The sequence below is a fragment of the Weissella viridescens genome, assembly GCF_003862435.1.
Lineage (GTDB): Bacteria > Bacillota > Bacilli > Lactobacillales > Lactobacillaceae > Weissella > Weissella viridescens_A.
Genome location: NZ_RHGY01000001.1, coordinates 387,761 through 401,661, shown reverse-complemented (window position 1 = coordinate 401,661; position 13,901 = coordinate 387,761). Strand labels below are relative to the sequence as shown.

Genomic DNA, 13,901 nt, shown 5'->3' with positions numbered 1-13,901 from the left:
ATAAATTTCACAACGTCAATCATTTAAGATTAGTAACAAAATCGCGCTTAGCTTTAGGCTTATCACGACTATATTAGAACTTTATGAAAATCATTTTCCGTTATTTGTACCCCATTAGGCAAGCTAAAAATTTAATTAATCAATAAATAACGCACAAAAAACATCAAAAAGTGTGAAGAAATATCTATTTTTAGTATTTGGATAAAAAAAGCTATTCTTGGTCGTCGACCAAAAATAGCTCTTTAAATTGATTACTTTTAAGCTTTAGATTTGCTTGGATGTTTTTCATTTGAATGATCAAACTTAAACAAATAACGTAACATCAATGGACCAATGATGGTTGCCAAGATGATAATGATTAACAACATCCCTTGTGCTTCATCATCAATCACGCCTGCGGCGAGTCCCATTTGCGCAATAACAATTGAGAACTCACCACGTGGGACGGTTCCGGTACCAATAATCGCTGAGTCAAGCCAACTATACCCCGTTAACTTGGCACCAAAGCCACTTCCGATAACCTTTGAAAGGATGGCAATCACCGTTCCGAAGATAATCATTGGGAGATAATCCATAATACTGTCAAATTTCACGTTCAAGCCAACTGACACCAGGAAAATTGGGATAAAGAAGGTATATGATACGACATTGGCGGCATTTTCAACTTTATGTGCCACCTTAGTTTCAGCAATGGCCACCCCTGAAAAGAAAGTACCAATAATTGCTGAAAGGCCAAAGAGTTCAGCTAAACTTGCCAAACTAAACAGCATGATGAACGCACCTAATATTTCGCTGTAAGGGAAATCAAGTTTTTCAAACCAGTGCATTACCGGCGTAGCAACCCAACGGATAATTGAGAAGGCGAGGATAAAGAAGGCAACTTGAAGCAATAAGGTAACGGCGATACCGTGGGATGAGCCACCGTGGCCACCCGTTGTCGCTCCCTTTGTGGCAAAAACAAGGAAAACTGACAGCAAACTAATCGCAAACACATCATCAAAAATGGCAGCTCCTAAGATTGTTTGTCCATTCTTAGTCTTTAATCGCTTATATTCTTTTAACACATCGACTGTTATTGACGTTGACATCGCTGCAAAGACAATACCAAAGAAAATCGACATGGTAACTGATTCATGTAAAATCGTTGTTCCAAACCAGTAGAAGGCCCCCACCGGCAATAATGCTCCGAAGAAAGCCACTGATACGGCTGGAATTAAATAACGTTTTAGCAAACGCAGATCACTTTCCAAACCTGCGATAAACATCAGGGTCATTACCCCAATTTCAGCTAAAAATTCAATGTGATTCGTTGGCTTAACCCAATTCAACACGGCTGGACCAACAATCACACCTGCTACCAACTGTCCAACAACCGATGGTAACCCCATTTTTCTAAACAACGTTCCTGAAAGTAACGCTGTTAATAACATAATGGCAATCATGCCCATTTCACTCATATAACTACCTCCTATTTATGTAGATCAAAACTTAACTGTTCACTTTTAATAAACTTACAACTTCACATCGTAAAATTTAAATTACAAATAATATTTCTCTAATACTATATTAACATGTATTTACTTACTAAGTAATGCTAAAAGCTAATATTATTCAGTTTTTTTAACTTTAAGTAAGTCAATCGGTGGTGTAACTGACCTATTTTCTTCATTGAAAAAAGACCTCGACATATCGGTCGAAGCCTTTTTATTAACGATTCAAGACGCGCTTGAGCGACTTGTACATTTTATGTTTAAGGTGTCGAATTGGATATTCAAATTCACCTAACATTTGAACTGGTTGACCATTAAATTCCTTTTTGAATTTAAAGACACCATCTGTCCCATCAAAGTCACCTGAAATTCCTAAGAAATTATACTTTGGCAAACCTGCCGCAATAGCTTTACGCATCATTGTATCTTGAATCAGATAAGGTCCAAAGAATTCTTTATATTGCTCATACATCCCTGAATAGAGATATGACATTTCTTGTGGTTGTTCGACGAACAACGCACCTGCAACAATCACATCAGTGGTTGGCACCTGATCACCAAACATGTCCACAATCTTTTGAATACGCTTCTTGTGTTGTTGTTTTTGATCGGTAAATTCATTAAATTGACCGCGGTTTTTCTTAGTTTCTTTAACAGCTAAACGCTCTTGTAGTGTCGTTAGCTTTTCATCTAACTTCGCAATCACATCATTTTCATTATTGATGTAATCCACAAAATTGATTTCAGCCACGACATAATGTGCACGATCGCCATAGTTGTCATAAAAGAATTGATAGAATTCTAATGGCTTATCCGCAAACCCCACGCGCTTCGCCGTATCTTCCGTTAAAGCTTTAAATTCAGGCAATTCATCGCGACCCAATTCACGTAACTTCACACCGAATTGCTGGGTTTTCTTCAAATAGTATTTCACGTCAGGCGCATAGCTGGCTGTTAATGTGTCTTCAGTTAATGTTTGCAAGTCTTTTTCGTAAATCCAACTTGGCACATTTGTGGCTGTCATCCCTTTATCAAAAGGTAAGTGAATAGCGCCTATCTTTTCAATATGGTTAAGCAGGTCTTCATCTGGTAAACCTACACCATTCCCCTCGTTATCAAAAATTTGATATGCTTCGTTGGGTGAGAATTTAATATACAAACCACCCAAAGGCTTAGCATATTCTTTCAAATGTTCCAAATACGTATGTAAGAGCCCATTATCTTCATAATCAAGCACTGGTCCATGATTGATCAAAATTTCCTTACCACCGCGAATTTGGTTTAAAGTGACTACGGCACCAGCAACCAACTCACCATTGCGCTTTAGGCCTAAGATCTTAACGTTCGCGCCACGGTCCTGCAATAGCGCAAATTGTTCAACTGATTGTAACATTCCACCATTCGCCTGTTCATGTTCAAACAGCGCCCACTCCGCGGGAGGTAGTTCCACAAATTCTAATTTCTTCATATTATATGCGTATCCTTATCAATTTGATATTGGTAGCGACATGCTGGCATTCACCATGCTTAACGCGACAGGCTTTCCCTATCATTATTCCAACATGTATGCGTCGTCAATCATTTTAACATATTTTTATAGCCAATGAAGCCCCATGATTCCTGCCTATGACGCAATTATTCATTTAAATTTCATTTATAATCGGACAAAAGGCTTTGTGAAAAATACACAATTATACTATAGTAAAATATGATATATTTCATTATTATCTTTAAAAATAAAATAACTCAAAATACGAACCAGAATTATAAGGAGACAAACTTATGAAATTTGTTGATTTATCCACACGTTTGGATGATTGGAATGCCTTTGTTGACCAAAATGTCGAAGCTAGTTTTACGCAAAGTGAGCAACAATATGAATTGTTAAAGCACCGCACCCACAACCCGATGATTTTAGGTTTAGTTGATGATGACAACAACATTTTAATTGGCTCATTACTAACGCTCCAACATGTTAAATTGGGAAATAAGTATAACTTGGAATATGGTCCGGTTGTTAATGACTGGCATAATGACACCTTGATTGATACTTTCTTTACTGAACTACAAAATTATGCCAAGCAACACAATATTATGTTCATTACAGTTTCACCCAATACTGTTTATCAAACATTCACGGATGATGGAACTCCCATCACGGATCCAGATGAAACCGTCATGAATAAGATGGCTACTCTAGGGTATACCCACGAACCATTCCGCTATGGTATGACCGATACGCAAGCGGTTCCTTGGCAATATGTAAAAGACCTAACGGGCATGAGTACTGAAGATATTCATAAGTCTTATCATAAAATCGTTAAGCAAGCACTTAAGAAGCAAGCAAATGGTGTGCATGTTCGTGAATTATCACGCGATGAATTGCCACTCTTTAAACAAATTTTGGATGACACTAGTATTCGCCGGAACTTCCACACTAAAGATTTAGATTATTTCCAAACCACCTATGATGATTTTGGTGAACGCGTCAAATTTGTGGTGGCCGAACTCCACTTCTCTGAATACATCGCTGCTATCGATGAAAAATTAGCTGAATTAAACCGTAAGATTGCTGAATTGGAAGAAAAGTTAGCTAATGGTGGTAATGCCGGTCGTATCAACAAGCAATTGCCTGATTTGAATAAGCAACGTGATAATCAAACGAAACGTCGTACTGAAATCACTGCGCTTCAAGCAGAAAAGCAAGGTGATGTTCTTGTATTAGCGGGGGCTCAATTCATGATTACGCCTCAAGAAGTCGACTATCTCTTCTCTGGATCTTATGAGGAATATGGTGAATTCTATGGACCACACCAAATTCAAGATTATATGATTCAAATGACCCATGACTTGGGCATCAATCGTTACAATTTCCTCGGGATTGATGGTCGTTTTGACGGATCAGATGGGGTCATGAATTTCAAAACTAAATTCAGTGGTCATGTCGAGCAAAAGGTTGGGACCTTCGATCGTCCAGTTCAAGGACTTAAGTACAAGTTATATCGCTTAGCTAAGAATCTTAAGGGATCTGACTAAAGAACACCCACCCTCCCTTATTAGGCATCAACCCGTTGGCCTTGATGCCTAGTTCTGATGCAAGAGGTGCCTTATGTCATCAACAACTATTATTTACATTTTAATCATCATTTTTGCGAATACGCTTGGGGCTGTCTCTGGTATGGGTGGTGGCATTATTATCAAACCTGCCATGGATTTTATTAATCATGACAGTTTAAATAATATTAACTTCTTCTCAACCGTGGCGGTTTTGACCATGTCGATTGTGTCTATCTATCGTCAAAGTCACGCTGGCATTAAGATTAATAAAAAGACGAGTCTCGTTTTAGCTGCTGGTTCAATCTTAGGTGGCCTACTTGGCTCTGAAATCTTACAAGCCTTCATTAAATATTCTTCATCATCAAAAGAAGTGTCCATTGGTCAAACCGTCATTACGATTGCTGTGCTATTGATTATTCTAATCAATAGCCTCTGGCCTCATAAAAACCTTTCTATTAAGAAACCATACTACTATTTCTTTTCTGGTCTCTTCTTAGGAACCATTTCAAGTGGTTTAAGCATTGGTGGTGGTCCGATGAATACCGCTTTACTCGTCTTTTTGTTTAGCACGCCGATTAAATCAGCAAACTTATACTCATTGGTTATCATTTTTTTCTCCCAGGCAACCAATTTATTGACGCTTGGTCTAAAAACCCACGGGTTCCATGGGTATAAAACTGATTTATTAATTTACATTATCCCTGCCGCCATTATTGGTGGCTTACTTGGATCCGCCCTAGCTAAGAAATTACCTAATCGCTTGATTCAAAAATTATTTATTGTGATGGTTTCTGGTATCATCTTACTTAACATCTACAACTTGTCACAATTAATATAAAACAAATAAAAAGCAGCGTTCGGAAACCAAATGTCGAACGCTGCTTTTATTTACTTAAAGCTTAACCAGGTAAATCCCAAATAATCCAACAATTAAAATGAGCAGGATAATAATGAGTGCAACCCGTGTATTTAATGTTTGGCGTCGCTTACGTGCAAACGCCATTTCAATCAGGCCAATCAAAGCGACTGCCAGAATCACTTTAACAATCGTTAAAATAGGATGTTCATCATAGGCATAAGGTACCAACATCGCCCCACTCCCAATGGCGAACAAGTAGCCCACTCGTGCAATCATCATATTAATCTTGCTTAATTTTTGATTTGATGTGAATAAGGCCGCGCTAACAACAACCAACAATACCAACCATGTGATTAAATGAATCCATAAAAAAACCATCTTAATCCATTCTCCTTTAACGTACATTTTTAATGTCTCAACTCATTGTATCCTATTTAACCAATAAATTTAATGAGTATTTATTATTCATAAAAGATAGTTTATAATAAATCTCATATATATTTTATGTAACGTCTGTTATTGCGTAATTAGTAAGTGGCGTTTTCAATGAAAGGTATCGCTTATTTATGAGAATTAATTCACGACTATTTTACCGGCTCTTATGCCTTTTCATTGGTCTGACTGTGCACGCGACTGGTTCATCAATTTTGCGTGAAGCCCATTTAGGGGTTGATCCATTCACTTCCTTTACGCTTGGGCTCTCAACAACGTTCAACGTACAATTAGGAATCATTCACATCTTTGTCAACGGCTTCTTCCTGCTCTTTGTCTTTTGGAAGCGTAAGTCAGATATTGGAATCGGTACCCTACTAGGTATGGTCTCAACAGGATTTTTGATCCAGTATATTTCACCATTGCTAAAGCCGCTCCATCTTTCACAAAATGTTTGGACAATGATTTTGGCACTGACTATCGGTGTGGCATTGTTCTCGCTTGGGACAAGCTTTGAAATGTTATCTGATTTAGGTAAGTCCCCCTATGATAGTGTGGCTCCAATCATTTCAGACAATCGACATATTCGTTATCGTTATGTCCGTTTAACTCAAGACATCATTGTGGCAGTGCTAGCCTTCTACTTCCATGGACCCATTGGAATCGGAACGCTTGTCTGTGCTACTTGTAACGGGATTTTCATCTCCAATTGGCGTCGATTACTTAAAAAGACACCAATGTATAAGCACCACATCGCACCACGCACACATTAAAACACCAAAAAACAGGTTAACTCTTATGAGTTAACCTGTTTTTTGTTTAGTTATGGATACGATCGTTATGTTCAGTAATGTAAACTTTCATCATGGCAATTGAAATCCATGCAACTAGCAAAACTGGCAAAACAGCAATATTCAAGATATCAACATTAATCACTTTTGAACTTAAATCAATTTCCTTAATGGCCATCATTGTGCGATGTGACCCAGTGAAAAATTGATACAAGGTAAAAAATAAAGTAACCCATTGGATATAATACTCCGTTAACATCAACATAGTTTGACTACGTTGCGTAAATAACTTAACTTTCAAGATAAACAGAAAGTTAAGACTACCACCAATTAATAACGTGACGATTCCGAAAACAAAAATATCCATATTATAGTGTAGAAGCTTAACAATACCTGCATGTGCTAAGAAGCCTGCCATAAATACAGCCACCGTTGAACTCAATAACATCGCAATAAACGCAAAACCCGCCTTTACAAACAAAAATCGATCACGATAACGAGCGCATAAGAATCCAATCAGCAAAAATAAAACTGAAATGATGATGATATTCACAATAAGATTTCCTGACATAACTAACTCCTATCACTTTTCAGATGATGACAGTCCTAGTAGATTAAGTTCTTCACCATTTCAATCAAAAAGAACACTATTACCATCATTAAGCCTATCAAAATACAACCACAGGCACCTAAGAAAACACCACGATAATTAAAAATGATCCCCGATTGTTGAATCCAAATATAATTCGACAATAGCATCAAGAGGGCAAATGCAAGTGTTAAACTGGCAACACGTCTTAGATCAAAAATAAATAACTCCCCACGCGTCATTGATTTTTTAAAGCGCTTCTTTATGATGTTAAAAGTTGCTACCATTTTTTGATATCTTTTTTGTTGCTCAGCCTGGCTTACTTGAGTATCTAGTACAACCTTTGCTTGTTGCGTCAAATCATCCAAAACATGACCAAAGTCATTGTCATTTATCTCATTAATGAGCTGATTCAACATCTCTCGATCAATGCTTTCTTTTGGATTAAAATGATACTTTTTTAGAAACGCCACCAAGGTCATTTCACGAATTTGATTACGATTAACTTCCAACACACGGCGCCACACAATTGCTCGCGTAATAAAAATAACACTTGCAGAAAGTAATGCGATAATGAGATTTAATAATACAATAAAATTCATAGATACCTCTTTAAGTTTCGACTTCATACAACACACTTATATAAAAATATAATATTGTCAAATTCCGCCAAATTAAAGGTGTAACAATAACGTATTAATAATATATGGAAACTTATTATACACTATTCCATTACTTTTTTGAAGTGTTTTCGCATAGTTAATCAGTGAGTGCTAAGTGAGTACTCACTCCACTAGAATGCATTTCGTATAATAAAAAAAAGGCCCAACCGAAGTTGAGCCTTTTTGGTTAAATTTAATTTTAGCCAGCACCGTGTTGGAAGGCAGGGTACAATTCCATACCACCGTCGACAGCCAATGAAGTACCAGTAATGTAGTGAGCTTGTTCTGAAGCCAAGAAAGCAGCTGCATCGGCAACATATTCAGGCTTACCAATTTCACCCATTGGAACCATGCTTTGTGTTTGCATCTTTTGAACAGGATCAGCAAACTTAGCAGCATTGATTGGTGTATCAATGGCACCAGGACAGATGTTGTTTACACGGATACCCTTTTCAGCGTATTCCAAGGCAACAGTTTCTGTGAACATCTTTGTTCCACCCTTTGAGGCAGCATAGTGTGCAAATGTTGGCCAAGGAATTTGTTGGTGAACAGATGACATGTTGATGATGCTACCCTTCTTGAAGTTCTTCTCGAAGTCGCGAAGTGCTTCACGCGTTCCCAAGAATACTCCACCCAAGTTAACATCAATAACCTTTTGCCATTCTTCGTATGGCATGTCTGCAGTTGCGAATGCCTTTTCGATTCCAGCATTGTTAACCCAAACATCGATTGATGAGAAGTTGTCAGTTGCGGCCTTAGCTAAAGCAGCAACTTGTTCTTCGTTAGAAACGTCCGCTTGGAACGTTACAAACTTCTTATCATACTTGTCTTGCAATGCCTTAATTTCATCGGTAACACGTAGTTCACCAACGTAATCAGCCACAACGTTCATACCTTCTTCAAGGTAACGTGTAACAATCGCAAGTCCCAAACCAGTTGTTCCGCCAGTTACGACGGCTGTCTTTCCTTGTAAATCAGTATACATACAATACTCTCCTATTTTTATAATTTAGGCTTCAACTTTAAAAGCTTCGTAGATGTCTTCATTATCTGGATCAATCAACTTACCAACATTCAGCAAATTGTTGATGAACTCATTTGAGTTACTTGAGAATGATGTCTTAATCAACTTATCAAACTTTTCAGTGATATTCTTGACCAAGGCTTGCATCTTACCATCTTCATCTTCGTAGATCAAAACGATTGAATAATCTGGAACCTTTTCAAGCGCTTCGAATGCTTTACGAGCGCGCCCACGATGCTCAGACTTTTCAGGCTTTGCTTCGCCGTAGTACTTCGTCAACAAAGTCGTTGCATTTTCCTTACCAACTAATAGTAAAGGTTTCATGAATAGTACCCTCCGAATTCAAATTTCTGCTTCCCTGCAAATACCTTACGTACTTGCTTGAAACTAATATAACATAAACGTTTCTAATATTGCAAACATATTACTTTCTGAGAAGAAAACAAAAATAAATAATAAAACGAGTTAAACACCTTGAAAAGGTCACTCTATCAATGATACCTTACGCCCTCATTTTAGCAAAATTCACAGAAAATTGCCATTTTTTATAATATTTTTTTGTTCATTAAAAGTTTAAGTGTTATAATCTCAACAACTCAAGTGAATCCAACCCCTCGGAGGTATATTAATATGAGTGACTTACAAGATTTAGCAGCAGAAGCGTACGTTTTCGCTGTTCCTTTGGTTTATAACCTTGATCAGATTAAAAAGTCTGTTGAAGAAGGGTTTGGTGTTTTGCCAGCCGTTCCTTATAACCAATTCAGCTATGGTCAAAAGCTAACAGATGCCAGTGATAAGTTCGTTACAACTAACAATGATACTGTTTATAACAATGCCCAAATTGATTTAAGTGCTGGTCCACTGCTATTGGAAATTCCTGAAATGGGCGACCGTTACTATGTTTTCCAATTTGTGGATGCATGGACAAACAATTTTGCCTACATTGGACAGCGTTCAATCGGTGGTAATGGTGGAAAGTTCGTTATTACACCTGCTGACTATAAGGGTGACTTACCTGAAGGTTACACACAAATCACTTCACCAACACGTTTCATGGAAATTGTTGGTCGTATTGCCGTGACGGATGAAGCTGACCTTCAAAACGTTAAGGCCTTACAAGCTAATTTGCACCTCTCTCAAATGGACAAAGACGCCAAAGTGTCTGGTATCCCATCAGTTGATACTTCATCTGATTTGGCCTTTTGGAATAAGTTCAAAGCTTACTTTGATGAAAGCCCATACGCTGAGCGTTACCAGCCATTAGTAGACAAGTACAGCAAGCTTGGTATTTTCGACGGTAAGATTTCAGAGGAAGCAAAACAAGCTTTGCTAGATGCACCAAAGACGGGGCAAGGTCAAATTAAGCACCTCCTTGAAAACGTGCCATTCCCAATCGAAAATGGTTGGCAAAAAGACTTCCACGTCTTCGATTATAACTTCGATTACTTTGAACTTGGTTCATTGGATACAGACGAATGGAAGTTGCCACACAGTAATGAAAAGGAGCTTGTCGAGGCAAACTTAATTCGTGCTGCTGCAGCCCTTGGTGGTCTATGGGGAAATCAAGGATTTGAAGCTGTTTATCTACCAATCTACCTTGATTCAGACAATAACCAATTGAACGGAAGTAACGATTACGAAGTTCATTTCGAACAAACACCACCAACTAACGCTTTCTGGTCAGTAACCATGTACAACACAACCGGTTTCACACTTGTTGCTAACCCTATCGATCGTTATTCAATCGGTGATCGCACCAAGGGAATCAAGTATGATGCTGATGGCGGCCTTACGATTCGTATTTCACATGAAGAACCAAAGGATGATTCAAACTGGTTACCTTCACCAGATGCTGACTTCCGTCCAGTTCTACGTGTCTACTTGCCAACTGAAGATGTGATTAATGGTAATTATCACTTCCCAGCTATCAAGAAAATCTAATTACTACTAAAAAACGTCCCTTTCAGTTGGGACGTTTTTTTATATGCCATATTTTACAAWTATAACTTAATCAGAAAGTCGTATATTTACGATGCATTTGCTATAATCAAAACAAAACAATACAAAGTTAGGTAGAAAAATGACGATTGAAAATACCCCCGCTTTAAAAGAACAACTTAACCAATGGCAAAACCATTTAAATACCTATGGACCTCGCTTAACTGCGAATGATACGCACATTGCATCAATTAATTGGTTAAAAGATGAAATCCAAAAGTTAGATTATCAAGTGACATCTGATATTCATTACCTAAATTTTTGGGAAGCAAATGACTATCATTTAAGAACCGTCGATCAAGAGCTTCCTCTCTCATCATATTTCCCATATTCAGGTCTTACACCTGATACAGGTGTTACTGCGCCCCTTGTGTTTGCCGATACAACTGTTTCCCAAGATGTTTCTGGTAAGATTCCCATCTTTATCTTAGATGTTATTGCTGAGGGGGTGGTGCCATTCAATTCAGAACAGATTATGCATCCCATGAACATTTCTGGCATCGCAATCAAGGCCTTGGAAACTGCCAAAGCTAAGGGGGCAGTTGGCGGACTATTTATCTGGAAAAACCTTAGTCCTGAATTGGCTGGTAAAGAAATTCTCCCCTTCCAAAATGAATTTATGGATATCCCTGCAGTCTGGACCAATGAAGACCAAATCCCAGCGTTGCAAGCTCTCGCTGACGCTGCAACACCAGTGACACTTACGCTAACTGGAAACTATGTTGAGCATAAAGCAACTGAAAGCTTTTTTGTGAAAATTCCTGGAACCGATGCCTCTAACAATGAGTCGCTCTTGCTAACCACCCACACCGATGGGCCAAACGCAGTTGAAGAAAATGGTCCAGTTGCGTTGTTAACGGTATTGAAGTACTTAAAAGACTCACAAACAACTTTCCCACAAACGTTAATTGTGGCTTTTGTAAGCGGTCATTTTCAACAACGACAAATGGGACCGAATGACGCCAAAGCCACCGGTCGTTGGCTAGACCAATTCCCTGAATTGTGGGACGGAAAAGACCATCACCTAAAGGCAAAATTCGCCTTAACTTTGGAACATCTAGGTTGTTTGCACCTTTATGATGATGAGAATCATCATTTTGTTAAGACCACGAATGTTCAAGAAGACTACGTTTATGTCCATACCGATGACACGATTAAGCAAATCTTAACGGACAAGTTGCAAGCATTTGATGGCAAGGATGACATTAGTTTTGTTGATCCAACCCATGTAGCGTACTTTGGTGAAGGTATGCCAATTTTCAAGCGCGGAATTCCAAACATGGCGACCATCACTATGCCTGAATGGTTATTCCTCGAACCACTTCCATTCACACAACCAAATATGGACTTAATGTCTGAACAAATTGATACTGCCATTGCTATCTTAGAAGCAGTTAGCCAAGCTTAATCAAAAGGACTACGCGAAATCGTAGTCCTTTTTTTATTTTGTACTTGACCTCATTCATGAGATTATCTATAATACTATTTTGAATATAATAACTGACAAGGAATAATAAAATGCATACTCAAACACCCCTAACGCCAACCTCACGTTTTTCTTTAACGGGAACACAATTAAAATTTATCGCCGCTTTTTTTATGTTAATTGACCATATACATAGTTACTTTCCTGAAGTGACACCCGATTGGTTTAGCTTTTTAGGACGCTTCGTCGCACCCCTCTTTACTTTCTTGCTCGTTGAAGGTTTCTTTTATACACACAGTCGTCGTAAATATTTAACGCGTTTAACGCTAGGTGCCAGCGTGATGGTTATCATGAATACCCTTCAAAATGTTCTTACTGGCGCAGCCTTTGACACATTTACCCATAAATTTAGCTTCTTTTTACTATTTTTAAGTGGTCACAATATTTTCATCACCCTAGCCTTAATGTTCTCAGTCATCTGGCTCATTGACATTTTACGGCAACAAGAACATCTTCTGATTAAATTAACATTATTGTTGCCAATTGGTGCACTGATGGTCCTAACCCTAATGGTTGAAGGTGGCGTCTATCTTCTTCCAATTGTATTGGTCTGCTACTTTTCACATAATCAAAAAAAATGGGTGATGTCATTCATCTTACTTTTCTCACTCCTACTGCTGGGAAAGTCAATCTTCACTTATTATCAAATGCAGTTACCTAACGAGAGTCTTTATAGCTATCTCACATTCTCATCTGAATTCATGATGATTTTGGCTGTCCCCTTAATTGGACTTTACAATGGTCAACGCGGTGGTAACGGATCAAAGTGGGATAAGAATTTCTTCTATTACTTCTACCCCGCTCACTTAGCGATCATTTATATTATCTATGATTTCATTCATGTCTTCTAAAATAAAAGCCGTCACACTCACGTGACGGCTTTTATTTTGCTTGGCTTTCAAAAGTTGGTATCAGCATTTGATCAACAATCATTGTGACCAATTTTTCACTTATCCGTTGGTGATTGACCCCCATTTGGTAAATTAATGTCTCCATTGGTAAGTTCAATAGAAAATCTGATGGGCGTTGTTGTAATTCTTGTTTCGCCAAGGCGACATCAATAATTAAATTCATATAATAGCGGTTTGTCGTTTTCAATTCGGCTAGAATTTCACGATTTTCAGGAACATCTTTAACAATTTCGCTCACAAAGTAAGCCATAAAACTATCTGGATTAGGTACCGAACGAAATGAACTTTCAAAACGCATCAATGCTGTAATTAAATTTTGGCGCAAACTCTGCTGTTCAAAATCACTAGGTTGGACCTGATTAGGGTGAGACTCAGAATAATATTGCACAGCTGCATAAAGTAGCCCAAATGGACTTTGCCAATGTCGATAAAGAGTTGCTCGGGTCACATTAGCTCGTTTAGAAATCTCACTAAATGTGATCCGATTATAACCTAACTCATTCCCAAGCACTAACGCTGCTTGATAAACATCGTTCAGCAATGCGGTTTTGGTTCGGCGCTCAGTCTGTTTTGGTTCAGTCATTTATTTCCCTCATTCTGCT

The 13,901-nt window shown here is 38.2% G+C and carries 14 protein-coding genes; 6 read left to right on the top strand and 8 right to left on the bottom strand.

Annotated elements, in window-relative coordinates:
• Window positions 1–257 precede the first annotated feature (257 nt).
• A complete protein-coding gene (locus tag D3P96_RS02045) occupies window positions 258–1,457 on the bottom strand; it encodes a cation:proton antiporter (protein WP_124942730.1) in 1,200 nt (399 codons plus the stop codon).
• Between the two features lie 250 nt (window positions 1,458–1,707).
• Window positions 1,708–2,958, bottom strand: coding sequence for a peptidoglycan bridge formation glycyltransferase FemA/FemB family protein (locus D3P96_RS02040; protein ID WP_124942729.1), 1,251 nt, complete (start codon window positions 2,956–2,958; stop codon window positions 1,708–1,710).
• 314 nt (window positions 2,959–3,272) lie between these two features.
• Between D3P96_RS02040 and D3P96_RS02035 the strand changes: the two genes are divergently transcribed.
• Window positions 3,273–4,526 carry a peptidoglycan bridge formation glycyltransferase FemA/FemB family protein gene (locus D3P96_RS02035; RefSeq protein ID WP_124942728.1) on the top strand — a complete coding sequence of 418 codons (1,254 nt, stop codon included), beginning with the start codon at window positions 3,273–3,275 and terminating at the stop codon, window positions 4,524–4,526.
• Between the two features lie 73 nt (window positions 4,527–4,599).
• Window positions 4,600–5,385, top strand: coding sequence for a sulfite exporter TauE/SafE family protein (locus tag D3P96_RS02030; RefSeq protein WP_124942727.1), 786 nt, complete (start codon window positions 4,600–4,602; stop codon window positions 5,383–5,385).
• Between the two features lie 54 nt (window positions 5,386–5,439).
• Here D3P96_RS02030 and D3P96_RS02025 read toward each other — a convergent pair whose 3' ends face one another.
• A complete protein-coding gene (locus tag D3P96_RS02025) occupies window positions 5,440–5,784 on the bottom strand; it encodes a YisL family protein (protein WP_124942726.1) in 345 nt (114 codons plus the stop codon).
• Window positions 5,785–6,029: 245 nt separating this feature from the next.
• On the opposite strand from D3P96_RS02025, the gene D3P96_RS02020 reads away from it, so the two are divergent.
• On the top strand, window positions 6,030–6,611 hold the full coding sequence (locus D3P96_RS02020; RefSeq protein ID WP_185696056.1) for a YczE/YyaS/YitT family protein: 582 nt from the start codon (window positions 6,030–6,032) through the stop codon (window positions 6,609–6,611).
• Between the two features lie 46 nt (window positions 6,612–6,657).
• Here the strand turns inward: D3P96_RS02020 and D3P96_RS02015 are convergent, their stop codons facing one another.
• The 4 genes from D3P96_RS02015 to D3P96_RS02000 form a co-directional block, all read right to left on the bottom strand.
• The gene (locus D3P96_RS02015) at window positions 6,658–7,200 is read right to left on the bottom strand and encodes an SA1002 family membrane protein (protein WP_124942724.1); all 543 of its coding nucleotides are present in this window, start codon (window positions 7,198–7,200) and stop codon (window positions 6,658–6,660) included.
• A 35-nt stretch (window positions 7,201–7,235) separates the two neighbouring features.
• Window positions 7,236–7,820 (bottom strand): hypothetical protein, encoded by a 585-nt coding sequence (locus D3P96_RS02010; RefSeq protein ID WP_124942723.1) that lies wholly within the window; start codon window positions 7,818–7,820, stop codon window positions 7,236–7,238.
• 259 nt (window positions 7,821–8,079) lie between these two features.
• Window positions 8,080–8,865, bottom strand: coding sequence for a glucose 1-dehydrogenase (locus D3P96_RS02005; RefSeq protein ID WP_124942722.1), 786 nt, complete (start codon window positions 8,863–8,865; stop codon window positions 8,080–8,082).
• Between the two features lie 24 nt (window positions 8,866–8,889).
• Complete coding sequence (locus tag D3P96_RS02000; protein WP_124942721.1) at window positions 8,890–9,228, bottom strand: hypothetical protein; 339 nt, start codon at window positions 9,226–9,228, stop codon at window positions 8,890–8,892.
• A 306-nt stretch (window positions 9,229–9,534) separates the two neighbouring features.
• Between D3P96_RS02000 and D3P96_RS01995 the strand changes: the two genes are divergently transcribed.
• The 3 genes from D3P96_RS01995 to D3P96_RS01985 all read left to right on the top strand — a co-directional run bounded on the left by D3P96_RS01995 (window position 9,535) and on the right by D3P96_RS01985 (window position 13,239).
• Window positions 9,535–10,845, top strand: a complete 1,311-nt coding sequence (locus D3P96_RS01995; RefSeq protein WP_124942720.1) for a DUF1254 domain-containing protein — start codon at window positions 9,535–9,537, stop codon at window positions 10,843–10,845.
• A gap of 139 nt (window positions 10,846–10,984) precedes the next feature.
• The gene (locus D3P96_RS01990) at window positions 10,985–12,310 is read left to right on the top strand and encodes a hypothetical protein (RefSeq protein ID WP_124942719.1); all 1,326 of its coding nucleotides are present in this window, start codon (window positions 10,985–10,987) and stop codon (window positions 12,308–12,310) included.
• A gap of 110 nt (window positions 12,311–12,420) precedes the next feature.
• A complete protein-coding gene (locus tag D3P96_RS01985; protein ID WP_124942718.1) occupies window positions 12,421–13,239 on the top strand; it encodes a TraX family protein in 819 nt (272 codons plus the stop codon).
• A gap of 31 nt (window positions 13,240–13,270) precedes the next feature.
• Here D3P96_RS01985 and D3P96_RS01980 read toward each other — a convergent pair whose 3' ends face one another.
• Window positions 13,271–13,882 carry a TetR/AcrR family transcriptional regulator gene (locus D3P96_RS01980; protein ID WP_124942717.1) on the bottom strand — a complete coding sequence of 204 codons (612 nt, stop codon included), beginning with the start codon at window positions 13,880–13,882 and terminating at the stop codon, window positions 13,271–13,273.
• Window positions 13,883–13,901: the final 19 nt, after the last annotated feature.

Coding starts and splice junctions, on each gene's coding strand:
- D3P96_RS02030 (WP_124942727.1), top strand. CDS start 4,600: ATGTCATCAACAACTATTATTTACATTTTAATCATCATTTTTGCGAAT.
- D3P96_RS02035 (WP_124942728.1), top strand. CDS start 3,273: ATGAAATTTGTTGATTTATCCACACGTTTGGATGATTGGAATGCCTTT.
- D3P96_RS02040 (WP_124942729.1), bottom strand. CDS start 2,958: ATGAAGAAATTAGAATTTGTGGAACTACCTCCCGCGGAGTGGGCGCTG.
- D3P96_RS01985 (WP_124942718.1), top strand. CDS start 12,421: ATGCATACTCAAACACCCCTAACGCCAACCTCACGTTTTTCTTTAACG.
- D3P96_RS02005 (WP_124942722.1), bottom strand. CDS start 8,865: ATGTATACTGATTTACAAGGAAAGACAGCCGTCGTAACTGGCGGAACA.
- D3P96_RS02045 (WP_124942730.1), bottom strand. CDS start 1,457: ATGAGTGAAATGGGCATGATTGCCATTATGTTATTAACAGCGTTACTT.
- D3P96_RS02015 (WP_124942724.1), bottom strand. CDS start 7,200: ATGTCAGGAAATCTTATTGTGAATATCATCATCATTTCAGTTTTATTT.
- D3P96_RS02010 (WP_124942723.1), bottom strand. CDS start 7,820: ATGAATTTTATTGTATTATTAAATCTCATTATCGCATTACTTTCTGCA.
- D3P96_RS01980 (WP_124942717.1), bottom strand. CDS start 13,882: ATGACTGAACCAAAACAGACTGAGCGCCGAACCAAAACCGCATTGCTG.
- D3P96_RS02000 (WP_124942721.1), bottom strand. CDS start 9,228: ATGAAACCTTTACTATTAGTTGGTAAGGAAAATGCAACGACTTTGTTG.
- D3P96_RS01990 (WP_124942719.1), top strand. CDS start 10,985: ATGACGATTGAAAATACCCCCGCTTTAAAAGAACAACTTAACCAATGG.
- D3P96_RS01995 (WP_124942720.1), top strand. CDS start 9,535: ATGAGTGACTTACAAGATTTAGCAGCAGAAGCGTACGTTTTCGCTGTT.
- D3P96_RS02025 (WP_124942726.1), bottom strand. CDS start 5,784: ATGGTTTTTTTATGGATTCATTTAATCACATGGTTGGTATTGTTGGTT.